This window comes from Nostoc sp. DSM 114159 (assembly GCF_053470285.1).
Genome location: NZ_JBPFEH010000001.1, coordinates 1,141,384 through 1,165,892 on the forward strand (window position 1 = coordinate 1,141,384; position 24,509 = coordinate 1,165,892).

Annotated in this window: 26 protein-coding genes and 1 pseudogene; 12 read left to right on the forward strand and 15 right to left on the reverse strand. The window is 46.7% G+C overall.

The genetic code is table 11. The features are described from left to right. Nucleotides 1-104: 104 nt before the first annotated feature. The 6 genes from ACR5KR_RS04540 to groES all read right to left on the reverse strand — a co-directional run bounded on the left by ACR5KR_RS04540 (nt 105) and on the right by groES (nt 5,870). Entirely contained in the window at nt 105-962 is an 858-nt protein-coding gene (locus ACR5KR_RS04540; RefSeq protein WP_448265631.1) for a YfdX family protein, read from the reverse strand. A 216-nt stretch (nt 963-1,178) separates the two neighbouring features. Continuing rightward, nucleotides 1,179-1,952, reverse strand: coding sequence for a ChaB family protein (locus ACR5KR_RS04545; RefSeq protein WP_448265632.1), 774 nt, complete (start codon nt 1,950-1,952; stop codon nt 1,179-1,181). A gap of 181 nt (nt 1,953-2,133) precedes the next feature. After that, nucleotides 2,134-4,023, reverse strand: a complete 1,890-nt coding sequence (dnaK, locus tag ACR5KR_RS04550) for a molecular chaperone DnaK (protein WP_448265633.1) — start codon at nt 4,021-4,023, stop codon at nt 2,134-2,136. Between the two features lie 154 nt (nt 4,024-4,177). Beyond that, nucleotides 4,178-4,720: a DsbA family protein gene (locus ACR5KR_RS04555; RefSeq protein ID WP_448265634.1), complete on the reverse strand. Its 543-nt coding sequence runs from the start codon at nt 4,718-4,720 to the stop codon at nt 4,178-4,180. A 45-nt stretch (nt 4,721-4,765) separates the two neighbouring features. Beyond that, a complete protein-coding gene (locus tag ACR5KR_RS04560) occupies nt 4,766-5,236 on the reverse strand; it encodes an Hsp20/alpha crystallin family protein (protein WP_448265635.1) in 471 nt (156 codons plus the stop codon). A 283-nt stretch (nt 5,237-5,519) separates the two neighbouring features. After that, entirely contained in the window at nt 5,520-5,870 is a 351-nt protein-coding gene (groES, locus tag ACR5KR_RS04565) for a co-chaperone GroES (RefSeq protein WP_448265636.1), read from the reverse strand. A gap of 97 nt (nt 5,871-5,967) precedes the next feature. On the opposite strand from groES, the gene ACR5KR_RS04570 reads away from it, so the two are divergent. Further along, entirely contained in the window at nt 5,968-6,177 is a 210-nt protein-coding gene (locus ACR5KR_RS04570; protein WP_448265637.1) for a DUF1931 family protein, read from the forward strand. Nucleotides 6,178-6,373: 196 nt separating this feature from the next. Here ACR5KR_RS04570 and ACR5KR_RS04575 read toward each other — a convergent pair whose 3' ends face one another. Next, entirely contained in the window at nt 6,374-7,561 is a 1,188-nt protein-coding gene (locus tag ACR5KR_RS04575; protein ID WP_448265638.1) for an NADH:flavin oxidoreductase/NADH oxidase, read from the reverse strand. Nucleotides 7,562-7,649: 88 nt separating this feature from the next. Here ACR5KR_RS04575 and ACR5KR_RS04580 point away from each other — a divergent pair, with 88 nt between their 5' ends. Further along, nucleotides 7,650-7,781, forward strand: coding sequence for a hypothetical protein (locus ACR5KR_RS04580; RefSeq protein WP_268743815.1), 132 nt, complete (start codon nt 7,650-7,652; stop codon nt 7,779-7,781). Nucleotides 7,782-8,282: 501 nt separating this feature from the next. Here ACR5KR_RS04580 and zwf read toward each other — a convergent pair. From zwf to ACR5KR_RS04595, 3 genes are all read right to left on the reverse strand, one after another. After that, nucleotides 8,283-9,659 carry a glucose-6-phosphate dehydrogenase gene (zwf, locus tag ACR5KR_RS04585; RefSeq protein ID WP_448265639.1) on the reverse strand — a complete coding sequence of 459 codons (1,377 nt, stop codon included), beginning with the start codon at nt 9,657-9,659 and terminating at the stop codon, nt 8,283-8,285. A gap of 98 nt (nt 9,660-9,757) precedes the next feature. Next, nucleotides 9,758-10,813 carry a phosphogluconate dehydrogenase (NAD(+)-dependent, decarboxylating) gene (gnd, locus tag ACR5KR_RS04590; RefSeq protein ID WP_448265640.1) on the reverse strand — a complete coding sequence of 352 codons (1,056 nt, stop codon included), beginning with the start codon at nt 10,811-10,813 and terminating at the stop codon, nt 9,758-9,760. Continuing rightward, entirely contained in the window at nt 10,786-11,277 is a 492-nt protein-coding gene (locus ACR5KR_RS04595) for a hypothetical protein (RefSeq protein ID WP_448265641.1), read from the reverse strand. The genes gnd and ACR5KR_RS04595 overlap by 28 nt, the downstream gene beginning before the upstream one ends. A 296-nt stretch (nt 11,278-11,573) precedes the next feature. Here ACR5KR_RS04595 and ACR5KR_RS04600 point away from each other — a divergent pair, with 296 nt between their 5' ends. The 6 genes from ACR5KR_RS04600 (at nt 11,574) to ACR5KR_RS04625 (ending at nt 15,989) form a co-directional block, all read left to right on the forward strand. Next, the gene (locus ACR5KR_RS04600; RefSeq protein ID WP_448265642.1) at nt 11,574-12,473 is read left to right on the forward strand and encodes a hypothetical protein; all 900 of its coding nucleotides are present in this window, start codon (nt 11,574-11,576) and stop codon (nt 12,471-12,473) included. Beyond that, the gene (locus ACR5KR_RS04605) at nt 12,449-12,712 is read left to right on the forward strand and encodes a transposase (RefSeq protein WP_448270092.1); all 264 of its coding nucleotides are present in this window, start codon (nt 12,449-12,451) and stop codon (nt 12,710-12,712) included. The genes ACR5KR_RS04600 and ACR5KR_RS04605 overlap by 25 nt, the downstream gene beginning before the upstream one ends. A 641-nt stretch (nt 12,713-13,353) precedes the next feature. Next, on the forward strand, nt 13,354-14,499 hold the full coding sequence (locus tag ACR5KR_RS04610; protein WP_448265643.1) for an AI-2E family transporter: 1,146 nt from the start codon (nt 13,354-13,356) through the stop codon (nt 14,497-14,499). A 23-nt stretch (nt 14,500-14,522) separates the two neighbouring features. Continuing rightward, complete coding sequence (locus tag ACR5KR_RS04615; protein ID WP_448265644.1) at nt 14,523-15,398, forward strand: potassium channel family protein; 876 nt, start codon at nt 14,523-14,525, stop codon at nt 15,396-15,398. A gap of 110 nt (nt 15,399-15,508) precedes the next feature. Beyond that, entirely contained in the window at nt 15,509-15,727 is a 219-nt protein-coding gene (locus tag ACR5KR_RS04620) for a hypothetical protein (protein ID WP_448265645.1), read from the forward strand. A 40-nt stretch (nt 15,728-15,767) separates the two neighbouring features. Continuing rightward, on the forward strand, nt 15,768-15,989 hold the full coding sequence (locus tag ACR5KR_RS04625; protein WP_448265646.1) for a hypothetical protein: 222 nt from the start codon (nt 15,768-15,770) through the stop codon (nt 15,987-15,989). A gap of 468 nt (nt 15,990-16,457) precedes the next feature. Here the strand turns inward: ACR5KR_RS04625 and ACR5KR_RS04630 are convergent, their stop codons facing one another. The 4 genes from ACR5KR_RS04630 to ACR5KR_RS04645 form a co-directional block, all read right to left on the reverse strand. Continuing rightward, complete coding sequence (locus ACR5KR_RS04630) at nt 16,458-16,703, reverse strand: DUF7219 family protein (RefSeq protein WP_448265647.1); 246 nt, start codon at nt 16,701-16,703, stop codon at nt 16,458-16,460. A gap of 154 nt (nt 16,704-16,857) precedes the next feature. Then, nucleotides 16,858-17,049, reverse strand: a complete 192-nt coding sequence (locus ACR5KR_RS04635) for a hypothetical protein (RefSeq protein WP_448265648.1) — start codon at nt 17,047-17,049, stop codon at nt 16,858-16,860. Nucleotides 17,050-17,304: 255 nt separating this feature from the next. Further along, complete coding sequence (locus ACR5KR_RS04640; protein ID WP_448265649.1) at nt 17,305-18,423, reverse strand: tetratricopeptide repeat protein; 1,119 nt, start codon at nt 18,421-18,423, stop codon at nt 17,305-17,307. A gap of 127 nt (nt 18,424-18,550) precedes the next feature. Then, entirely contained in the window at nt 18,551-18,802 is a 252-nt protein-coding gene (locus tag ACR5KR_RS04645; RefSeq protein ID WP_448265650.1) for a hypothetical protein, read from the reverse strand. Between the two features lie 280 nt (nt 18,803-19,082). On the opposite strand from ACR5KR_RS04645, the gene ACR5KR_RS04650 reads away from it, so the two are divergent. The 3 genes from ACR5KR_RS04650 to ACR5KR_RS04660 all read left to right on the forward strand — a co-directional run bounded on the left by ACR5KR_RS04650 (nt 19,083) and on the right by ACR5KR_RS04660 (nt 21,843). Beyond that, nucleotides 19,083-19,649 (forward strand): type 1 glutamine amidotransferase domain-containing protein, encoded by a 567-nt coding sequence (locus ACR5KR_RS04650; protein ID WP_448265651.1) that lies wholly within the window; start codon nt 19,083-19,085, stop codon nt 19,647-19,649. Between the two features lie 521 nt (nt 19,650-20,170). Continuing rightward, nucleotides 20,171-20,665 (forward strand): SRPBCC family protein, encoded by a 495-nt coding sequence (locus ACR5KR_RS04655; RefSeq protein ID WP_448265652.1) that lies wholly within the window; start codon nt 20,171-20,173, stop codon nt 20,663-20,665. A gap of 5 nt (nt 20,666-20,670) precedes the next feature. After that, nucleotides 20,671-21,843, forward strand: coding sequence for a zinc-dependent alcohol dehydrogenase (locus ACR5KR_RS04660; RefSeq protein ID WP_448265653.1), 1,173 nt, complete (start codon nt 20,671-20,673; stop codon nt 21,841-21,843). Nucleotides 21,844-22,013: 170 nt separating this feature from the next. Here the strand turns inward: ACR5KR_RS04660 and ACR5KR_RS04665 are convergent, their stop codons facing one another. After that, nucleotides 22,014-22,427, reverse strand: coding sequence for a response regulator (locus ACR5KR_RS04665; RefSeq protein ID WP_448265654.1), 414 nt, complete (start codon nt 22,425-22,427; stop codon nt 22,014-22,016). Between the two features lie 607 nt (nt 22,428-23,034). Here ACR5KR_RS04665 and ACR5KR_RS04670 point away from each other — a divergent pair. Further along, a pseudogene (locus ACR5KR_RS04670) lies at nt 23,035-24,215 on the forward strand (zinc-dependent alcohol dehydrogenase). Nucleotides 24,216-24,509 lie beyond the last annotated feature (294 nt).

A 24,509-nucleotide genomic window follows, 5' to 3' on the forward strand; every position in this document is an offset into this window, starting at 1 on the left:
CAGGGGAGCAGAGGGGGCGGAGGAGAAAAGACTAAAATTACCCTTGATTCTCCCTATCTCCTCTGCCCCCTATCCCCCTATCCTCTTCTCACCTTCTACCTTCATCAAGCTGGTTGGGCGGGGGCGGTTCCGGATATACGTTTGAAGAAACTAGAGAATTTTTCCAGGAGCCGACTCAATGGGTCTGCGGTTCTCTCGTTTGCCCTAACTTGCCGCTCAATATCTTGGATTGCCTGCTCAAGTTCTGCATACTCAGGATCGCCTTTGGCATAGCCCAGTTGTTGAGTCAACCTGAGATGGTTGCGAGCATCTTCCAGCAACCTCAGCGTTCTTTCGCGATCGCTGTCTGCTATGGCAATTGCACTCATTATGTCAATATCGGCTCTAAGCAGCGGTAGGGGTCGAGCAACTTCTGTCACCACCAGGGTTGAGAGGGCAAGTTGCAGCACTGTTTTGGCTTCATCGGTTTTACCTTCGTTCAACAACCGGGCTGCTTCCTTCATGGCATCAGGATACGTTTCTAGTGGCAGATTAAAGATTGTTGTGCGAATCTCACTCACCAGGCTGTTCAACAGTTGACGAGCAGTACGAAAATCATCCCCATTCACAGTACTCTTAATTCGATTACGAATTCGCTCAATCTCATTAGAATTGTCAGGGGCAAGATCGATTATATTTACTTGAGCTGACACAGGAACAAAACCCAGTTCAGGGTATCGTGCTACTAGAATTTCAAGTTTTCCTGTTGCTCGTTCTAAAGCTTGAAGTGCTTCTTGAGTATTTCCCTGGTCAATGGCATTAATTGCATTTCGAGTTTCTTTGAGCGCGGAAACTGCTTCTTGATCTATGCATCTTTGAGCTTCATCTGTTGCCTTTTGTCTCTCGTTGTCAATCTCTTGCTGATTACGAGCATCTTCTTGCCGATCGCGATTATCTTGTGGATTCGATGTTTGGGCGTTCATAATTATTCTCCTGATTTGTTAACTTGTTTTGCGCCTCGATTGAAGTATGGGACAAGGGAGATGAGGGAGACTAGAGACGGGGAAAGAGTAAGAATAACTAACTCCTGGCTTCTGCCTTTATTAAGCTGGATTGATCCTTTTTCGTCGCGATGGGCTACGCCCCACCGTAGGCGATGGCGCAGAGCGCCCGCTGGAAGCGATCGCAACTCTGGAAATTTACGATATGACTTTAGACTTGGAATAAGTGCCTTGTTCGTCGCGATCGAACATCTGTTTGACCCGATCCCAAGCCTTCGTCAAGGCATTATCTTTTCCATTGGCTTCTCTGAACGACCGATTGTGGGTATCAACAAAAGTTTTTTGCGCGTCGTCCGACAGATTTGCTCTAATTTCTGGTGAAATCTGCTCATTATCTGCCAGTTCACCTTTTGGTTGACGGGGAATCTTCATGTCAGTGATAGCGACTTCTTCCGCACCCGCACTTTCTAACAGTGAGACAACTTCGTCTGCTTGTTCTTGTGGCACTTCCACGACCAGTAAAAACTCACCCGCTTTCAGGCGTGTTTCGTAAATAGTAGCTTTGTCCTCCGGCATTCCCATTGCGATTAAGGCAGATCCAATGCCTGCTCCCAAGGAACCATATAAAGCACCGCCTGCTGCTCCTAATAATGCTGCTCCCAAAGGGCCTGCTGCTACTACGGTTCCTAAAAAGGGAATGAACAACACGCCCACGCCCGTAAGTAAAGCCAACAGAGAACCAAACAGCGATCCAAAAATCGCTCCGGTGGCGAGTCCATCTAAGATCACATCTTGTTTAGTCACAAATCCGGAGATGCGAGTTTCGGCGTGGAAGTCGCGACCAATAATCGAAATGTGATCTTTGGGAACGCCGTGATCGATTATACGCTCAACCACTTCTTGCATCTTCTTCTCATCTTTGAAGATAGCAGAGACACTTTTGAGGGCGTTTTTTTCAGATGTAGAAGTCATAAAAATTACTCCAAATTAAAAAATTAGATAACATCACGAAATGTGATGCAGATTTAAGGAAGCGGGGATAGGAAGAGAGTATTTGACAATTTCACTGCGTCACCCAGAGGATGACGCACACAGGCTCGCTAAAGCAGTTCCTTTAACTCTGGAAGAGCAACGGACTGTTCGCTGCGTCTTGTTACTTTTGTTCCACAAAGTCTGCATCGATGACATCTTCACCGCCGCCTTGACGGTCATAAGAAGTACCACCGTTTGGAGATGCACCTGCTTGTGAGTAGACCGCAGTGCCGATTTGCATCAGGGCTTGTTGAATTTCGTTGGTGAGGGACTTCATGCGATCGATGTTGTTCTGCTCAATTGCCTGACGCAAGTCTCGAATTAAGCCTTCCGCACGAGACTTGTCTGCTGGTGGCACTTTGTCGCCCAAATCTTGAAGCTGTTTCTCGGCTTGATAGGCGACAGAATCGGCCATATTTTTGGTATCAATTTGTTCACGCCGCCTACGGTCTTCTTCCGCATTGCGCTCGGCTTCTTTCACCATCCGCTCGACTTCAGATTTATCGAGGGTGGACGCACCTGTGATGCTAATAGACTGTTCTTTACCTGTGGCTTTTTCTCTGGCAGTTGCTGACAGAATCCCGTTAGCATCAATGTCAAAGGTAACTTCGATCTGTGGCATACCTCTGGGAGCTGGAGGAATCCCATCTAGTCGGAAGGTTCCCAGGCTCTTGTTGTCGGATGCCATTTCGCGTTCACCTTGCAGAACATGGATTTCTACATTTGTTTGTGCGTCAGCCGCCGTTGAGAACACCTCAGACTTCTTCACTGGGACAGTGGTATTGCGCGGAATAATCTTGGTCGTTACACCACCTAGAGTTTCAACACCCAGCGACAACGGCGTGACATCTAGGAGCAGTACGTCTTTTACCTCACCCCCAAGCACACCCGCCTGAATCGCTGCACCCACTGCTACGACTTCATCCGGGTTGACACCCTGGTGTGGGTCTTTGCCTATTATCTGCCGTACAAGTTGCTGGACAGCCGGCATTCGAGTTGCACCACCCACTAGGATTACTTCGTCAATATCTGCGGGACTCAGTTTAGCATCGCGCAGAGCTTGTTCGACAGGAATGCGGCTGCGATCAAACAAGTCGGCGCACATTTGCTCGAACTGTACCCGCGTTAAGGTCATATCCAGATGTTTCGGACCTTCCGGGGTTGCGGTAATAAAAGGTAAGTTAATGTTCGTCTGTGTTGCGCTTGAGAGTTCAATTTTGGCTTTTTCTGCTGCTTCGGTGAGGCGTTGCAGGGCTTGTTTATCTTTACGGAGGTCGATGCCTTCGTTGCGCTGGAATTCGGTTGCTAGCCAGTCTACGATTCTCTTATCAAAGTCATCACCGCCTAAGTGGGTGTCGCCACTGGTAGCTTTCACTTCAAACACACCATCACCCACTTCTAGGATAGACACATCAAACGTTCCACCACCTAAGTCAAAGACTAGGATGGTTTCGTTAGTTTTCTTGTCAAGTCCGTAAGCGAGGGCAGCCGCCGTTGGCTCGTTGATAATTCGCAGAACTTCAATCCCGGCAATTCTACCGGCATCTTTGGTAGCCTGCCTCTGAGAGTCATTGAAATAGGCAGGGGTGGTAATTACCGCTTGCCTCACCGGTTCTCCCAGATATGTACTGGCATCATCTATCAGCTTGCGGACTACCTCAGCCGAGATTTCTTCCGGTGAAAATTCCTTGTTCAGAGCGGGACAGTATAGCTTGACGTTGCCATTACTGTCACGTACCACTTTGTAAGTAACTTGTTTTGCCTCTTGGGTGACTTCATCATACCTGCGCCCGATGAACCGCTTAACGGAATAAAAAGTGTTTTCTGAGTTCATTACACCCTGGCGCCTGGCAATTTGCCCGACAAGTTTTTCGCCCTTCTTGGTGTAGGCAACTACAGACGGAGTTGTGCGACCGCCTTCTGAGTTCGGAATAACGATGGGTTGTCCGCCCTCTATTACAGCTATACAGGAGTTGGTAGTTCCTAAATCAATACCAACGATTTTTGCCATCGTTAACAACCTCCTTCAAAGATTGGGATAAAAAATTGAAAAGATTGAGATAAAAAATTGAGAGTTTGGATTCAGGACAAGTTGAATAAATGGTATTAAGAAGGCAGAGGGACGAATCTATCCTTGAACCTTCTGCCCTCTGGCTCCTTAGCACTCAGGATTCGGCTGCATTTTGAATCGCGGCTAACAATGAGCGGAGGTCGTAAGAGCCATCGTGGCGCACACCGTTGATGAAAAAAGTCGGCGTGCCGTTGACCCCGCTCTGAATTCCGCTGAGTAAGTCTTCGCGTATCCTGGCTATGTGGGCGTGCTCGGCGAGTTCGTGACTAAACCGAGGCACATCAAGACCGAGGTTAGCGGCATATTCTATTAGATGTTTGCGATCGAGCGCCTGTTGATGTTCAAAGAGATGGTTGTGCATCTCCCAGAACTTACCTTGCGCCCCAGCTGCCTCTGCTGCTTCTGCTGCCTGCTCGGCGTGGGGATGCATACTGATTAATGGGAAGTGGCGGTAGACAAAGCGCATGAGATCCCCGGTCAACTGCTGTAGTTCTTTGACCATGAAATGGGCACGACCGCAATAGGGGCACTCATAGTCGCCGTATTCCACGAGGGTGACGGGTGCGTTTTTTGTCCCTCGGATATGGTCGCGATCGCTAACTGGGAGGCTAAGTTCGCCCGTTGCTGTTGTGATCATGTTGTCACCTCCTGCTCTTAAGGGATTGCTTTGGAAAACATTGCGTCACTGCCCTTGCCCGTTGCCCCTGTGCCCGTCACCTAAGTTTACTTTCACAACCTTGTTCCTATCTTCTTCAGCCTTGGGCAGCCTCAGCTTGAGAATGCCATCTTTATATTCTGCTTGCACCTGATCGTGCTGGACACGGGTAGGCAACGGAATTACGCGCTGAAACCTGCCATAGCGGAATTCGGTGCGGGTGATGCCTCTTTCTTCTGTTTTGATTTCTGACTTGCGCTCACCGGAAATAGATACTGCCTCTGGTGATACCTGCACATCTAGGTCTTCAGCGTCTACACCAGGAACTTCTACCTTGAGATGAACTGCATCACGGGTTTCTTCTATCTCAGCAGAGGGAATAAAGGCAATGCCTTCCTCTCCTCTACGACCTGTCGGTGCTATTTCATCAAACAAGCGGTTGAACTGCCGCTGCAAACTTTCAACTTCTCGGAAAGGTTCCCAACGAACGAGTGCCATAATTTTAAGTCTCCTGATCATCTATACTTGAGTGTTTAGAATTCTGCATTAGACTGGGTTTTGTCAGTCGCTGAAACAGCGTTGCTATATATGCCTGTGCTGAACTCTGTTGACACTATAAAAAAGCAATCTAAGGGCTTTCTGAGGAAATTATGATGATTGGGGATTGGGACAAGGCAAGATTGTAAGGGGAAAAATAAATAACTTCCCTTTAACCTTTCTCAGTTACGCCAGTTCGCTCAACGGGGAAACCCTCCGAAGTTGCTCCACTTGGTGAGGAAGTTCAAGTCTTGGATGCCACATCCTCCACGATCGCCAGGACATCTTTTTCAGACAACAACACGTATTCTTCGCTACCGAGTTTAATGTCGGTTCCGGCATATCTGGAATAGAGAACTCGCTCGCCAATTTTCACTTCCATTGGCTGACGAGATCCATCCTCATTACGCTTCCCCGGGCCGACTTGCACCACTTCTCCAATCTGTGGCTTTTCTTTGGCGGTGTCGGGCAATAAAATTCCCCCAGCAGTTTTTTCTTTCGCTTGCGCGACCTTAATAAAGATGCGTAGGCGTAGCCCGTCGTAGACATCGCCCAATGGTTTTACTGTCGAAATACTCAGCGATACGGCTGCCATAGGCTATTTGAGAGGGCAGGAGGCAGTAGGTACATTAGTGAGTGGGCTTTAAACCCACAACTAAAGTTTTTGTCATCTTTCTTCTGTACCCCGCAGTATGTCTCCTACCTTTTTTGTCAAAAATATTGATTGGTACTGCTCAGTCGACCTGGACTACAGTAAAGAGACCGAGGCACGGCTTCCAGACATCGTGGGTGGACTTAGTGTGGCACTTGCCCACACCTTCAAGATCATCGATCATGCTCTCAAGAACCCCCAGACGATGCAGTGGGAACGCGCCTTTAGCATTTTTGACTTGCTGCTGTAGACTCAGTAAATAGATGGAACGGCATCGAAAAATGGGCGGGGGCTACTTCCGCTTTTTTGTCAAATACCAAGATTAACAATGGTTAAGCGCCTAAATATGCCTTCCTGGAAACTGCGATCGCCATTGAAAGCAAGCGTTAAGCTGTTTTAGGACTTACGCCTCTAGTTGATCCCACTGTTGTGCAACGCCAAATTTTTCACCTTCTCTGTCGTTTAACTGCATAACCGTAAGGCACAGGCCAATTAGGTTCTTCATCCAAGCTACAACGGGCATAAATCGACCAGTATGGATTGCGGAGTAATTCTCGACCGATGAGAACCAAATCTGCACACCCACGAGTAATTATTTGGTCGGCATACTCAGCCTCATTTATCAGCCCCACAGCTCCTGTCATGATCCCAGCCTCTTCTCGGATTTTGGCAGCAAAAGGTACTTGATAGCCTTTCTCCACAGGAATTCTGGCATGGGGTACTAAACCTCCTGTTGAAACATCGATCAATTCAACGCCTAGAGTCTTTAGTTCACGGGACAATATGATTGATTGCTGGAGATCCCAACCTCCTTCTACCCAGTCGGTAGCGGAGATGCGTACAAAAAGTGGCATCCCGTTGGGCAAAACATTTCGTACTCGCCTTACTACCTCCAGTAATAAATGCATTCGGTTCTCCAACGAACCGCCGTAACGATCTGTTCGGCGATTACTGAGTGGTGAAAGAAAAGAATGCAATAAGTATCCATGTGCTGCGTGGATTTCAATAATTTGAAAACCTACTTGCAGGGCACGCTGCGCTGCTGCAACGAACGCGAAGATCGCTTCTTGAATACCACGCTCATCGAGGGATATCGGTACAGGAGCGTTCTCTTGAAAAGGAATTGGGCTAGGTGCGACAGGCTGCCAACCTCCTTGTTCAGGTGTCAGTGGCGTACCGCCCAACCAAGGAACATTGCAACTTGCCTTCCTTCCAGCATGGGCTAATTGAATCCCTGTAACAGATCCCTGTTGGCGAAGGAAGCGCACAATGCGAGTTAGTGGCTCGATTTGCTTGTCGTCCCAAAGCCCAAGGTCGCCAAGTGTAATCCGTCCTTGGGGTGTTACGGCTGTCGCTTCAACCATAATCAGACCAGTTCCTCCCACAGCCCGACTCCCTAAGTGGACGAAGTGCCAATCGTTAGCAAATCCATTCTCTGCTGAGTATTGACACATTGGTGACATCGCCACGCGACTTGGCAAGGTGATATCTCGAATTATTAGTGGAGTAAACAAATCCACTTCGGGTATTTCCGAGTCGTGCAGACTCCTTGATTGACAGCCTTGATAACCTGGGGTTTTTAATTCGGTCTGGGCTGGAGATGATGACAAAGTTGTTATGTTCTGTGTAGTCATGATTTGACTTTTCGGTGCTTTATGAACTCACACTTGACGTTTGACTTTCAACTTTTTTTGGCAGACTGATAGGTGGAAACTGGTATTTATGAATCTTGACGATCGTGTTCTCAAAGGAGTCTCTGCTGATTTGCGATCGCCTACGGCGGGGCATAGCCCATCGCATCTTTGTGAGCATATTCTCCCAAAATTCCCGCTTGTCGTGAATCAAGCTCACTGAACGCAGCAAAGCGATCATATAAGATTAAAACATCACCGGGACGGACATAGGTAGAACCTTGCGGTGCGCCGATGTATGACCCAACCTACATTAGAGTGGCATGTTGGCTCCCACCCAGTTCCATAACATAGACATTGTTTGCTGAACTTGAACACTAACGCTAGTTGGTAAATCTAAGGAAAATCTGAGGAGATGCTGGGAGGCAGAAGGTAGGAGGTAGTGCAGGGGAAACGCATCTTATTTCCTAATAAAAACTAAAGAAGATTCAAAAATGACATAGACAATTGTCAGTAGACCGAAAAGTTTGGCGATGCCTGCGGCGGGCGTAGCCATCGCTAAAAAATAGTAGTTTATGATACCGTTTTTTCAGAAATGTACAACAGATAGTGAACCGGACGCTCACCTAATGATTAAGTACACAATCAGGAAGCAGAGCATCTTTTACTACTGATAGGTCAGTAGAAATGAAAACCGATAAATTTTATCAGGTATAGGAAGATATCACGTCTCATTAGGATTATGCCAACCGCCATCTGGGGGAATCATGTGATCCGCTAAAGGAGGCCCCCAGGTATGAGGTACGTATTCGTAAACAGGGGTTGCTCGATCTAGGATAGGAGCAACAATTTGCCACTGTGCTTCTACTTCATCTTGGCGAGCAAATAACATGGAGTCGCCTTTCATGGCATCTTCAAAAAGCCGCTCGTAGGGATTTATCTCATTGCCATGCTCGACTTGAGCGACTAGTCCGACTTCGCTACCCACCATTCCGTCGCCTGGGGTTTTAGAGCGAATGCCGATCGCAGTCAGCACATTTGGACTAAGACGAAAGTAGAAATAATTTGCTAATCCAAAGGCACGCTCGCCAAAAACATCCTGCGGCGGACGCTTGAGCCTGACCACAACTTCAGTAGTTGTACTCGGTAAACATTTGCCTGCACGAATGTAAATCGGAACGCTAGCCCAGCGCCAAGTATCAATGTTGAGCTTAACCGCCGCGAAGGTTTCGACCTTGGAATCAGGAGCTACACCAGGTTCCTGGCGATAGCCCTTGTACTGCCCGCGCACTACATTTGAGGGTTCGATCGGATCTATGGATTTGAGCAATCGCGCTCTTTCATCTCGGATGGCTTCATGCTGCTCGTTGATGGGCGGATCCATCATTAAACACGCCGTCACCTGAAGTAGATGATTTTGCACCACATCCCGAATAGCGCCTGTCTCTTCATAAAACTGTCCCCGTCCATCGATGCCAAATTTTTCAGCCATCGTGATTTGGATGCTGGCAATACTGACGCGATGCCAAATCGGTTCGAGTAATGAATTGGCGAAGCGAGTGTAGAGAAGGTTTTGGACTGGTTCTTTTCCCAAGTAATGGTCAATCCGAAAAATATGACTTTCGGGAAAGATAGAGTGCAGAATGCAGTTCAGTATTCTAGCCGATTCTAGATCGCGTCCAAAGGGTTTTTCGACCATAACGCGACCATTCTTTACACAACTTGATTGACCTAACCCTTCGACAACCGTCGCAAACAAACTGGGAGGAATGGCTAAGTAATACAGAGGAGCTTCAGCTATTTGGAGTACCTGGCATAATTTATCATAGGTGGCGCGATCGCTATAATCACCAAAAATATAGTAAAGTAATGAACACAGTTTCTGGAAAGCTGCCTCATCAACGCCTACCTGTTCCTCCAGGCTCTTACGCACATAAGATCGTAATTGTTCGATGCTCCAATCTCGCCTACCCACTCCAATAATCGGGATGTCAAAATGACCGCGCTGAATCATCGCCTGTAAGGCAGGAAAGATTTTTTTGTAACCTAAATCACTTGTGATCCCAAAAAATACCAGGGCATCGGAGAGTAAAGCTGCCATGATTAACCTCCATATCGACGCGGACAGAGGAAGCAGGGGAGCAGGGGGGTAGAGGGGCACAGAGGAAGAAAGCTGATTAAAATCCCCGTGTCCCCGTGTCATTTTTCCAAATGCCCACCAAACTCGTAGCGCAACGCAGAGATGAGTTTATTTGCAAATTCTGATTGACCGCGAGAGCTAAATCGTGTGTAAAGAGCTGTACTAAGGACGGGAGTTGGAACTGCTTCTTCAATGGCTGCCATTAGTGTCCATCGACCTTCTCCAGAGTCGGATACGCGTCCCCCAAAGTCGGTTAAGTCGGGGTCTTTGACGAGTGCCATAGCTATTAAATCGAGTAACCAAGAGCTAATTACGCTGCCCCTGCGCCATACCTCTGCTATATCTGCAAGATTAAAGTCGTATTGGTAAAATTCAGGATTTCGTAAGGGAGCAGTTTCAGCATCGATTTGATGCAATTGTTTCCCAATATTAGCATGGTGAAGAATGTTCAGCCCTTCGGCATAGGCTGCCATGATGCCGTATTCAATGCCGTTGTGAACCATTTTGACAAAGTGCCCTGCACCGTGAGAGCCACAATGCAAATAGCCCTGTTCAGCCGTTCCCCCCATTAACTCACGATCGGGTGTGCGGGGTGCAGCTGCTACACCAGGAGCCAGGTCTGCAAAGATCGGGTCAAGATATTTCACAGCTGCCGCTCTGCCGCCAATCATCAGACAGTAACCACGTTCTGCCCCCCAAATACCGCCGCTGGTTCCACAATCAATATATTCAATTTCTTTAAGTTTTAACTGATCGGCACGACGGATATCATCAACGTAGTAAGAATTGCCGCCATCAATGATAATATCGTCAGCAGCTAAAAACGGCACGAGGGTATGCAAGGTAGCATCCACTGTCGCTGCTGGCAGCATCAGCCAAATGATGCGGGGTTTTGTAAGTGCATCGACTAGCTCAACAAATGAGGTCACGCCACGAGCGATCGCTCCTTCCTGAACCAGCACCTCTGCTTTTTGTGGCTGACGAGTGTAGCCAATGACGGTATGTCCAGCCTGGGTTAGACGGTGTGCCATGTTAGCTCCCATTCGTCCTAGTCCTATCATTCCCAGTTCCATAACATGCCCTGTATTCAAGTGAGAAAAATTAGGATTATCCATCCCGCAATAGCGCCAGTAGCGCAGACGGCTGTTAAAATTGAAAAAACTTCAGTTCGGCTAAACTCTATTAGCAACAAATGTTCGACGGACTGGTCTAATGCCATATCCAGGGTAAAAATGCCAATCCAGGATAGAGCGATCGCTATTGCCCAGCCCAATAATCCGCTTGATATCGATGCTCCAGTTAGAATCCATGCAGAACCGAATGTGAAAGATAACAATCCCGCCCAGACGGGAAAGCCAGTGAGTATGCAGGCACGGACTGCGGCAATTGCCAAAATGAACATCGGTATTGCAATCGTCGAGAAATGGCGATCGAGCCAGAGAGTCCATCCCAATCCTCCATATCCCAGCATTAGCACCGTCAGCCAAACTAGAGTATAGAGAAAATGTTTCCAATAAAATTCTTTTGATTCTGGTCGGTTATGGTCTTGTTCAAATGTAGTTACAATTTTGTTAACCATAGGTCTTATACCTCTCTACAAAGACGAATCAGTTAACCAAGCCTGAATCTAGGATTTGTCCAATTTTTCCCATTTCCTTATCTTCTTAACGAATCTGCCCTAACGTTAGTTGGCAAATCTAAGGAAAATCTGAGCAGATACTGATACTAAATTGCGTTTAAAAACACTTATCTCTGCTTTCACAAAAGCATTGCTCTTTAAACGTCCTCATTTTTTGCTTAGATTATCTCGCTACAATTGCCACGTTGATCTAGTAATTAGCTCATGCTGCAAGAGGAACCCTAGGGAGTGAGATCATGACTAAACCGATTCAAATTCTGTTACAGACAACAATTCCCACCAATGAAGATGATTGGTATATTGGGCGATTTTCTTTGCTAAAGGACTATTTAGCTTCGTTGAAAAGTGACACTGGGGAACCCCTGTACCAGGTAACAGCAAGGGATCGAGAAAATACTTCTGAAAAAAACGATCCAGTTTTAAGTACGCTGGATAATTCAGATTTTGATGAACTGTGGCTGTTTGCTGTGGATGTAGGGGATGGCATAACTCCAAAAGAGTGTCAGAGCATCAGTGCCTTCCGTCAGCGCGGCGGCGGTTTATTGGTCAGCCGTGACCATCAGGATGTAGGTTGTTCAGTTTGTAATCTTGGCGGTATCGGCGCAGCCCATTACTTTCACAGTAAGAATCCCGATCCCGATCCCTCGCACCACTGCCCTGACGACATCTACACTAAGTACATTTCCTGGCCCAACTTCCATTCTGGGTTAAATGGTGACTACGAGAAAATTACTTTCATAGAACCTATTCATGACTTACTCAAGAATCCTACATCACCTTCTGAGGAGATTGAATTCTTTCCGGCTCATCCCCATGAAGGAGCCGTAGGTGTGCCTGCAAACGAGAAGAATGCACGAGTAATTGCCTTGGGTACAAGCTCAGTCTCCGGTCGGAACTTCAACTTAGTGGTTGCTTTTGAAAGTACCCAGGATGAACAAGGAAATATTTTAGGACGTGCGATCGCTGAATCAAGCTTCCACCATTTCGCCGACTACAATTGGGATGTTGAGATGGGCGCACCTAACTTTGTAACCGAACCCCCTGGAAATGGGATGAAGCAAAACCCACAAGCCCTTGAACATATTAAAGCCTATGTGCGAAACTTAGCCCTCTGGCTGGCTCCTACCTCAAGTTAAAGGAAAGTCTCCCAGAAGACAATACGGTTGCCTTCTTGCAGTATCTCCAGTCTTTGTACACTGAGGACACGCGCTTGGTCATTGTTTGGGATGGGGTGAGCTACCACCGCTCAAAGGTCATGCAGGAATTTCTGGGGCAGACCAATAGTGGCTTATCGGCTCAGGCGTGGAAGATTACCTGTATTCGGTTAGCTCCCAATGCACCTGAGCAGAATCCAGTTGAGGATGTTTGGTTATAAGCGAAGCAGTTTATTCGTAAGTATGCACGACTGTGTAGAAGATTCGGGTCGGTCAAGTTTCTGTTTCAATTAGTCACGCATTGTCAAACCTTTGTTTTTGCTAAAGCGTTTATGTATGGCTACTGTTCATCTCCTATTTAAGATGGCTATAGAACCTTGCAGATTGTATCTTGCAAATCCCTAAGCTAAAGGAATACGCCAGGTTAGGGCTTGTCAACTAACAACCTTGCCTTTTTTAAGGTAGTAATACTTTTTCAGTGAGCTTTATAGATAAAAAATTGTAAAAGTTATTTCTTGACAAACTCTTAGAGATTTCAGAGGTAACTGAGGCACCTTTCGTTTTATCCGGTTGCTATCAATTCCTCATCCCTCTAAAGCTTCAGAATATGTAAAGTTCTATGAATAATTTCATTGGCAAATCACTATGATTTCTTCAGAAAGCTCTTAGGTTCTTTTTCTAAGGTGTAAGAGTATCCATATTCAAGCAGTGTGAAATTGTTTCAGCAACTCATCCAGTGACTTGGTGGATGCCAGGTGACAAGATTTCTTTTTTAGATGTAACAAACAACTGTTGCATCTAACACATAAGGAATCAATGCACAAATAAAATTCCAGGTTAAAGGAAGTAGATGGGTGAATGAATGATCGCAGCAAAACTAATTTCCAAACCTGTGTTTAACACCCTACAAAAACACATCAACCCAAAATGGTTGATGGTTATGATATTTCCAATCCTCATTCTAAATGCTTGGCTAGCGATCAAAACGCTCCAGTACTTTCAACCTCTGGTGGCGATCGTGATTCTGGCAGCACTTCTAGCATTCATCCTGAACTATCCCGTTCAATTTCTTCAGCAACATGGTAATAGACACAGTGTTGCAGTGGTTGTCGTCTTTCTCCTTACCTTATTGATCCTGATGGGGTTGGGGATTACATTAATACCTCGTTTAATTGAGGAACTCAGCCAGATCGTGGTAACAATTCCAGATTGGATTGAAGCCAGCAACCAACGGCTTGAGAATTTGCAAGCTTGGGCAGAACAGCGACATTTACCCGTGAGCTTGAGCCGGCTTGATACTCCGATTACAAAATTATCCTCGAATGGCTTACAATCTATCGCCAATCCCCTTTTATCCTTAACCATGAGTACGGTTGGGAGCGCCACCGATATTGTTTTCACGATCGTTCTAACCTTCTATTTTCTACTGGATGGGGAAAGCATTTGGAAGGGTATTTTTCAATGGATGCCTAACTACGTCACTACGTTGTGTGAACAATCCCTTGAGCAAAATTTTCAGAACTACATCATTGGACAAATCACGTTAGCTTCTCTGATGGGAAGTTCCATGATGGTGTTATTTCTGCTGTTGAAGATTCCATTTGCTCTCCTGTTTGGATTGGGTATTGGCGTTTTAACCTTGATTCCATTGGGCGGTTTTTTGGGCATATGCTTAACAGGTCTGATTATTACTATCCAAGATCCTGTCCTGGGTTTGAAGACGTTTGCTTTGGCGCTTTTAATTGACCAAATCATTGATCAGGCGATCGCTCCCCGGCTACTGGGTCGCTTTACAGGACTAAGATCGGCTTGGATTTTAATTGCGCTATTCATTGGCACAAAACTATTTGGATGGTTAGGACTCATTGTTTCAGTTCCCTTGGCTGGTTTTGTAAAAGACGCCCTGCACGAACTTCGGAACGCTTCTGTGGATACCGTTATTGGCTTAGAAGCACCTGCAACATCAGATCATTCACTTCTGGAGAAACAACAAGTGCAGCAACTTTAAAGGAAAAACAAGTTTGATGAGTCATGCTTCAAATACCTAAAACTGCTCGAAAGAAGAAAATCATAGCGAACTTGATGAGTCGCAACCGTCAAAAGATTTGTACGCAAGAGCGCATCAAACAATTAGACCAGCTGCTCGACTGGTATGATGACCTAACTCCTGCGGACACAAAAACTGCACAAACTATCCGTAAAGCCTTTTTGCTGACACTGGAATACGCACCAGAAATCATTCGGGAAGAGCGGTTTTCCCAATTTTTGGCCGATCGCATTGAATCAGAAGATTTTGCGGAGTTAGAGTGGGAAACGCCGGAAGCAGTGATCAATTATTGTGAATTGCTTTACAGCGTTCGCTTTCACAGCGATTCAATGGCAGAGCATGTCCATTGTCTAGAACAAATCCTGTTGCGTTACGCATTGCAGCAGTATGAGCGGCGAGGGGCACACGAGAAGATGTTTCGGCTGTTAAAGTTAGCACCCACGTCGCCATCGATGACCGATGCAGAACTCTGTCGGCTTAAAAACCGCACTTACCTTTATGAAATGCGACGAGTCAATCAAAATCGCCGCTGTCTCTACATTTATCTCGTCTTCCAAATTGTACTGATTGGGGTTGTCTTTCCCCTTCTATTTATTCACGCTGAAAATGAAGCACTTCAACAACACATTGGGCGATCGGCTCAGTCTATATTTCAGAGCCAGCCACAACAATTCCTCTCGTATTTTGATGGGTTGTATTGGGCGATCGTTACAGCCGTGGCAATCGGGTATGGTGACATCGCACCTGTAACCGGGCTAGGAAAGCTTCTTGCAGGAATACTGGGTGTTTTAGGTGTACTCACCACCGGCGTTATTGCAGGACTGATTCTAAATTGGTTATCTGAACGCAGCCTCGATTGAGGCGGTTGCTAACTCATCTATAAGTCAGTATTTGTTGTTTATTTGGTCAAAACACTGTAGTAAGGGACTTGCGAAAAAATAAAGTCCCAGTTTTTGGAGAACATCAAACCATGCGCGTTAATTCTTTAACTAAACCAATGTTTCATAAAGGTCAAACAATTCGTTTTGTGGGTGGAACTGGCATCATTCGTGACTATCAATTTCAGTCAGGAACCTGGAATTATTTAGTAGAGATGGAGATGGAGCCAGAGCTAGAAGTGGGTAGGATAGGATATGAAACCACGATCTGGCTTTCCGAAGTAGATATTGCCTCACTAAATCAATCATGAGATTTCTAAATGATTTTCGTTTTTCATTAGTGATCATAGGATGTGTGAGCGTAGCGTAACGCATCGCCCATTGTCGTTTTGGTGCGTTACTGCTCACTTGGTGCGCGATAACAATACAGAACCTGTGCAAGCAAATGAGCGAACCGACCCACAGCATCTCATTCAGGTAGCGATCGACCTATTGAAAGCGACGGGGGTGGACTGGCAGCAAGTTCGCAATGTGCAAGACCTCAAAACACTTCTAAACCTATTAGATGATTAGAGCTTAGACCGGAGGCATACTGAGCCTTGATCGCTGTCCGCCAACGATTAATTTTGAAGCACCGATCCTTCCGACCGCGACAAGTTAAGTCGTCTCAAACCCTGAATCCTCTCTTCCGTAGGGAATTCAGGGTAAATGGCTCGTTTTTACACGAGCCGTTGCCATATCCCTTTAAGTCTTGTGACAGGAGCGGTAGCACATTGTTTTGCCTGTAGAGGAAAAGCCTGTGAGTCGGTAGCTATCATTGGTTAACAAGCGGGCTTTGGAGAAACAGGGTGTCGTGCTGCTAGGTGAAAAAGTTGAAATCCTCAAACCTTTGATCTACTGCGGTCAGCGAGGACGGCTGCTTCAGCGAGAAGAGGTGTGTCATGGTGGTTTTTCGGACCGCTGGCTGGTCTTGATCGACACGGAGCAGGAAAGTTTGATCTTGTCTTTAGCCGCTATATAGTTTCGTGTGTGCCGAGAGACCTAAGCTTCTGGTGGCGTTTCCCCAATGCCAAGTGTTTTTTTGCTTGACTCCAGTTGTTTCCACAGGGCTTTGATTTGCTCATAAGCGGCACCAGGGGGAAGTTTGCCGTTGGTTTCGAGCGCACAAATATAGCTTACTTTCTGAGCGAACTCCTGGAGATTGGCGTTAAATGCAAGGTGCTGCGGGCTAAAGTTGCCGTGGTAGCGGCTACGCGGGTAGAGAAAGTCGTCTTTGCTATTGGTCATCAGTCGGTGTCTCCACTAAGCTAGCGTAAGGTAGAGCAGGGTAACCAACATAAGAGTGAATAACATCAAACTTGTGCGCCTGTTCGTACACTCGCATGAGGGTTATGTCGCAAAAACTGTTCAAGGACAAACGATCGGTAGAATTTGTATTCTCTTAAGCAGTAATTTCAAACAGTGCTTCAATAAACTTGGCTTGAGAGACACTATGCCCTTGTTTGACTCCTTTTACCTGTCCTTTCCTGATCATATTCATCGCTTCGATTCCACTCAATGTTCTTTTTTCGCTGTTGAACAACTCGAATCCCATCATCGGTTTCATCGTGCGCTGGAGGATAATTTGGGGCAAAAAGTGCCGCCACTTGTAGCTTGCTTCCCGCAGGGTACAGAGAAGCAGTAAGCATCGGAGGAAGAAAAGGCAAGGCTAGTCCTATTTACCTTACTACCCACCAGTTTTTGCGACACAACCGTAGTGACTGTGTTGCAGTGGAACAGGACAGAGTCATAAGATATGGCTCTATCCTAAAAAGCGAGGTAGATTGAGTTAAATAGCTTTCTGCAATCTTTACACAGATATAGAACGCTGCCTTCTCAACCCTTCCAATCAGTTTGAAAGCTCGTCCCCAGCAAATGCTGCTAGCTGTTGGAGAAGTTGATCGAGATTTTCTGTAGCCTCAAAATCACCATGAGAACGGCTCAGATCTCTCGCTTGCTGGATATGACCAATTCCCTCCGTCTCTCTGTTTAGCTGAAGCAATACAATGCCTAAGTTAAAATGTGCTTCAGCAGCCTCCGGAACAATCTGAATAACTTCGGTAAAAGCCTTCTCAGCACCAGCAAAGTCACCTTGGCTACTCAGTATGACCCCTTGATCAAAGGCATTTTGAGCTGTTTCAAGGTTGGTTGTTCCAATGTCGCTAGTTAATCTTGGAGCCGTATTTTGGGCTAAATTCTGAATTGAATCTGCAACCGATGTGACCGACGACTGCACATCTCCAGACATCTGCTTTACCGCCTCGGTCATTTCAGGTTGAGCATCTTGAACTGCTCCCTTGACCGACTGAGACACTCCTTGCACTGAATCTGCAATGCTTGAAGCAGACGACTGAACGCTTTCAGACGTTCTTTGCACCGCTTCGTTAACGGCAGGTCGTGAATCTTCAACCGTTGTCTTCACCGCATTTACGGTTTGAACGATGGAAGGACGAGTTTGATCAACTGTTTCTGTAACTGAATGAATTGCTTCTGACACTGCCGGACGAGCTTTATCAATCGGTTTTGTAACTGAATGAATTGCTTCTGACACTGCCGGACGAACCTCATCAATTGTCCCTCGAACTGAATCAACTGCCTCTGATATCAAAGGCTGAGCCGATTCAACATTTTGTTTAACGGCATTCACTGTGTCAATGGCAGGCTGCTTGATCTCATCAACCGTTTGCTGAATGTTTCGCTTAACGGTATCAACCACACCTCCTATGTTCTGATCCACCCCTTCAGCCACCTCACGCCCAGCATTCGCACCCGCTACACCACCAGCAACAGCCCCAAATGCGGCTCCTAATCGCCCACCGACTAACCGACCAATAATAGCTCCTGCTAAACCCCCGCTGACAACACCAAATCCTGTTGCTACGGTCTGAACTGGATCTCGTACTTGATTCGGATCGGTTGATGCTTGCTGCTGATTCGGTTGGCAAAAATCCATCGTGTTATCCGACATGTTGTTTTACTCCTTTGAACTTATTTTGGAACTCTTCTCATGTGTACTAAGTAGCTAGGTGAAAATAAATGCTACAGTCGTAACATCCACTTCAGCCAAATCTTCTGCTGAAGCTGTGTCGTTGCTTTCATTCAGAACCCCAAAACATATCAAACATATCTGAGTAATCTGGATCACAAAAAACACCAGTTTTATTTCCTCGATCGCTGTAAACGAAGAAATTTGATAGATAGTCGATTGGTGGTACTCGATGAACGAAGTAGTAATAAGTGATTGGATAATCTCTCCTCATTACATCTTCATCCTCTGGAAATTCGATACGTCCACTGGATAGTTCATAGCTCTGTTGCCTCCATTCTTCCCAAGTTATGCAATCCATGGTTGTTGAGCCTAAACGGGTTAATGAATTTGCTTTAACTTAGCGAGCAATCCTAAGCAAAGTCTGATGGAATATTGAGGTTTTTAAGTTCGTTCCCTAACCTTCAAGCATCGGTTCTTCTGCAAGCAATCACAATTTCCTCGAAAAACCCTTAGATTTCTTCTCTATTGTTTCGACAAGATGTAGCACTCAAGTACTGAGACTATGTCGCAGGGGAATTCTGTTGGTGAGTAAATCCCAAAACAGACCTGTTAAGTAATTGAACAAGGAGATCAGAAAGATGGCAAATCAAGACCTTAGCACACTAAAAGTCGCAATTCTGGTAACAGATGGTTTTGAGCAAGTAGAAATGACGCAACCCCAGCAAGCTCTAAAGCAGGCAGGTGCTGAAACTCATATCGTTTCCCCTAAGTCCGATCGCGTTCAGGGTTGGAATCATTTTGATAAAGGCGATTTTTTCCCTGTAGATGTCTCCCTAGAGCAAGCTAATCCGTCTGACTATGATGCCCTGCTGCTTCCAGGTGGTGTGGCTAATCCCGATCAACTGCGAGTGAATGATCGGGCGATCGCCTTCGTCAAGTCTTTCGTTGAAGCTGGCAAACCCATAGCCGTAATCTGCCACGGACCCTGGACACTGATTGAGGCAGATGGCGTGCGCGGGCGACGGCTTGCATCGTGGCCCTCCCTCAAAACCGATCTACAGAATGCCGGAGCAGAGTGGGTAAATCAGGAGGTTGTGGTGGATAGCAACCTCGTGTCAAGCCGCAAGCCCGACGATATCCCGGCGTTTAATCGGGAAACGATCGAATTGTTCAGTCAGGCAGGAAAAGTGCGGCAGATGGCGTAACGATCGTAATTTCCTCAGAAAACCCTTAGATTTCTGCTCTATTATCTCAGCAAGATTCAGCGATCAAATGCTGCGACTGGCAATCTCTAGTAGTTCGCCAAGGAAACTTGGCGGGGTAAAGGGTAAGGGGGAAAGGTTTTAAATCCTTTACCTTTTTCCCTTTCCCCTTTCCCCAGCCCTCACCTAACAATTTTGGGTTAGTAGACTACTAGGATGTGTTAGCTGTCGTTAATACACTAAGACCGCAGGTAATGCGTCGCGCTAGCGCAACGCATCCCAGGGCGTGCTTTAAAGACCTAGGATAGATTGCTCTAACCTTGAAGATCCCCCTAAATCCCCCTTGAAAAGGGGGACTTTGAGCAGTCCGGTTCCCTCCTTTTTAAGGAGGGATAGGGAGGATCAAATGGTTTTTAAACACATCCTACAAAAGATGCACCCACTGCATCTGAATCGTTTATTAACCCCCATCAAAAAGCAGAAAACTAGCAGTAGATCAGTGTTACCAAAAAGAGGTAATTGCAATGAACAAACCTATAAAAGTTGAAAAGACAGTCACGATCGATAAACCGGCAGAAGAACTCTACCGCTTTTGGCATAACTTTGAGAACCTACCGCGTTTTACAAGACACCTTAAAAACGTGAAAGTGTACGACGATCGCCGATCGCATTGGATTGTCAGTGCCCCATTAGATAGCAGTGTTGAGTGGGATGCAGAAATTGTTGACGATCGCCCAAATGAATTGATTGCCTGGAAATCGGTTGCAGGAGCAGACATTGATAATGCTGGCTCTGTGCAATTTAAACCTGCTCCTGGCGATCGTGGAACCGAGGTCAGAGTGGTCACGGCATACAATCCACCTGCTGGAGCCATTGGAGATGCGATCGCTACACTCTTTGGCGAAAACCCAAAACAGCAAATTGGAGACGATCTTGCCCGCTTCAAGATGCTAATGGAAGCAGGCGAAATTGCCACAAACGATGGTCAGCCATCGGGACGCCGTAACTCAAAGGACTAATCACGATGAAAGCAGTGTGTTGGTATGGTACGGAAGATGTGCGGGTAGAAACTGTGCCTGATCCCACAATCCTCAACCCGCGTGATGCCATTCTCAAAGTAACCGCCACAACCATTTGCGGTTCTGATTTGCACATTTACGATGGCTTTATTCCCACAATGGAACCCGGTGACATTCTCGGTCACGAGTTCATGGGAGAAATCGTTGAAGTGGGGAGCGAAGTCAAGAAGCTGAAGAAAGGCGATCGCACGGTTGTGTCTTCAGCGATCGGCTGTGGTCACTGTTGGTACTGCAAACAGCAGCAGTGGTCGCTGTGCGATACCTCCAATCCGAATGGCTGGCTCCAGGAGAAAGTATACGGACATGGCACAGGGGCAATCTTCGGCTACTCTCATGCCTTTGGCGGCTATGCAGGATCTTTTGCTGACTATATCCGCATTCCCTTTGCAGATTTCACAGCGATTCCGATTCCCAAAGACATTCCGGATGAAAAATTCCTGCCTGTTTCGGATGCGTTTCCCACAGGGTATATGGGAGCAGATTTGTGCAACATTCACCCAGGAGATGTGGTTGCGGTTTGGGGCTGTGGTCCAGTGGGACAATTTGCAATGAAGAGTGCCTACCTACTGGGCGCAGAGCGTGTCATTGGCATCGATCGCTTCCCGGAACGCCTGCAACTGGCAAGGGACTTTGCCAAAGCCGAGATCATCAACTACGAAGAAGTGGATGTCCTCGAAGCACTCAAGGAAATGACGGGAGGACGGGGTCCCGATGCCTGTATTGATGCAGTCGGTATGGAAGCACACGGCAAAGGTCCAGAGGGGCTGTATGACAAAGCCAAACAAGCCATACGTTTAGAAACCGATCGCCCACATGTGTTAAGGCAAATGATGATGGCGTGTCGCAAAGGTGGCACCTTAGCCATCATGGGAGTTTATGGCGGCTTTGTGGATAAGTTGCCAATGGGCGCAGCCATGAACAAAGCCCTGACCTTCAGGATGGGTCAGATGTTTGGTCCAAAGTATATTCCCAAGTTAGTGGAGCATGTTTTGAACGGCGATGTTGACCCCTCGGCTGTGCTGACGCATCGCTTGCCTCTAGCTGAAGTAAAGCAGGGCTTTGAGATGTTCAAGCACAAGAAAGACCAGTGCATCAAAGTGATGTTGCAGCCGGACTAGGCTCATCTAACTTAAGAATACGTGAATTCGATAAAGGGGTGCCGCGCGCCGCACAGCGTCCCTAATAGCCCAGTTTTCCCTGTCCTTCGCCCACAGAAAGCTGGGCGATCAAACTGGCGTTAAGAATAAACAATGGGGGTTGTGTCGTACTCGTGACACAACCCTATTTACTAGGTGCCTAGCTCCCAATTCAAAGCAGATGCGATCGCCCGGTGCAATGTCAGCGGGTCAAAGGGTTTGGCTATGATTCCTTTAACTCCTAGTGTTTCATAATGATGGGGTTCGAGTAATCCAGCCTGTGCAGTCAAAAACACCACAGGTATAAACTGCATTTCCGGCTTAACCCACAGTGCATCCAAAAACATATAGCCATCCATTTCTGGCATCATAATGTCCAGCAGGATCACATCTGGTTGTTCAGCGATCGCCTTGAGTAACCCTTCTTCTGCCGATGTCGCGGTAATGACAGTCCATTGGGCTAATTTTTCCAAGCAGGTTTGCACTATCCGTTGCACATCGGGTTCGTCGTCAATTAACAAGATGCGCTTTGATGCAGAGGTCACCATCATCGTCTGTAACAGCACTGTGCCGCCTCTCTTAAAAGAAAAGACTATAAACCGAATGGCACTAAGTTAAGCTGAAGGGTAGGCGGCGTAAGGATTGCAGAGGGGCAGGGGTGCAGGGGGGCAGAGGGGAATTTCTAAATATCTGAACGCAATGCCTAAAATTTTTTCTTTCTCCCCTGCTCCTCCGCTCCTCTGCACCCCTGTGGCCTCAACGATTTTACCTTTTCTTAGTGCCATTCGACTATAAACCATTGAAGTAACTACCTATGAAAGATCAATAGTTCAAGGAAATTGTGAGGAGATTCTGAGCGATTAGAATCACCAGGCTACAACTCTGTTCTACTCTCCGTTCTAAAGATAGGTTACTACCAATATCGTGTCTGGTTAAGTGCTTATAAAACCCAAAATGCGAAAGCTACACTGCTTTCATTTTAAATAAACTCGGAATTTTTTGTGAGATAGATGAGGCGTGTAGTTGAACAGGCTCATTAAGATGCGATCGCGACTCAACAACTCCTGCGAATTCACCATAATTTCCTCAGAAAGCCCTTAGATTTTCCTTCTAGAGTTTCAATAAAGTGCCATAAAAGCAAATTTAGCAAGATAAGCAAGAGAGGAAAAAACTATGAGAGCAGTTTGCTGGCAAGGGGCTAATAAAGTGGGAGTTGACACGGTCCCCGATCCCAAAATTATTAACCCACGAGATGCCGTTATCAAAATTACGTCAACCGCAATTTGTGGGTCTGATTTACACCTCTACGATGGATTCATTCCGACGATGGAGCAGGGCGACATTCTCGGGCATGAATTTATGGGAGAAGTTGTTGAAGTCGGTAGTGAAGTCAAGCGGATTAAGGTGGGCGATATCGCGTCGTCAATCCATTCCCGATCGCCTGCGGTCACTGTTTCTTCTGCAAACAAACGCTTACATCTCTCTGCGACAACACCAATCCCAATGCCTTTATGGCAGAAGCGCTTATGGGATATTCACCCTCCGGCATTTTTGGCTACTCCCATATGCTAGGAGGCTATGCAGGCGGTCAAGCCGAGTATGCCCGCGTTCCCCATGCTGATGTTGGTCTATTCAAGATTCCAAATGGATTAGCAGACGAACAAGTACTGTTCCTTTCAGACATCTTTCCCACTGGCTATATGGCAGCAGAAAACTGCGATATTAAGCCGGGTGATATTGTTGCCATTTGGGGCTGTGGTCCCGTAGCTCAATTTGCCATTCGCAGTGCCTATATGCTGGGTGCTGGACGTGTCATCGCTATCGATCGCATTCCTGAACGCCTGGAGATGGCAGAAAAGGGTGGGGCAGAAACGCTCAACTTTGAAAAAGTCGATGTGGGTGAAGCCCTCAAAGAAATGACTGGCGGACGCGGTTCCGATTCAGTCATGGATGCCGTGGGCATGGAATCTCACGGTTTGGGTCTAGAAGGATTTTATGACAAAGCGAAACAAGCTGTACGGTTAGAAACCGATCGCCCGCACGCACTCAGACAAGCGATCGTTGCCTGTCGCAAAGGGGGCACGGTATCGATTCCAGGTGTATTTGCTGGATTTGCAGACAAGATTCCAATGGGTGCTGCAATGAATAAAGCTTTGACCTTTAAGACTGGACAAACACACGTTCATCGCTATATGGGACTGCTGCTCGATCGCATCCAAAATGGCGAGATTGATCCTTCCTTTGTGATCACTCATCGCCTGCCGCTGGATCAAGCCCCGGATGGTTACGAGATCTTTAAGCACAAAAAGGATCGCTGCATCAAGGTCGTACTCAAGCCAGGACAGAGTACCTGAAATTCCAGTGAGGCAACCTGAGAATTGCTGATGATATCGATCGTCTCAGAACTGTCTCATTGCTGGAATGCTTCGGGGCTATTGGCTTCCAACCCCTTACCCTTCAACGCAGTTAATTTGTTAACGACTCAGATAATTTGTTAAGCAACACCTGTCCTTCGCCCACAGAAAGCTGGGCGAGCAAACTGGCGTTAAGAATAAACAATGGGGGTTGTGTCACGAGTACGACACAACCCTATTTACTAGGTGCCTAGCTCCCAATTCAAAGCAGATCCGATCGCCCGGTGCAATGTC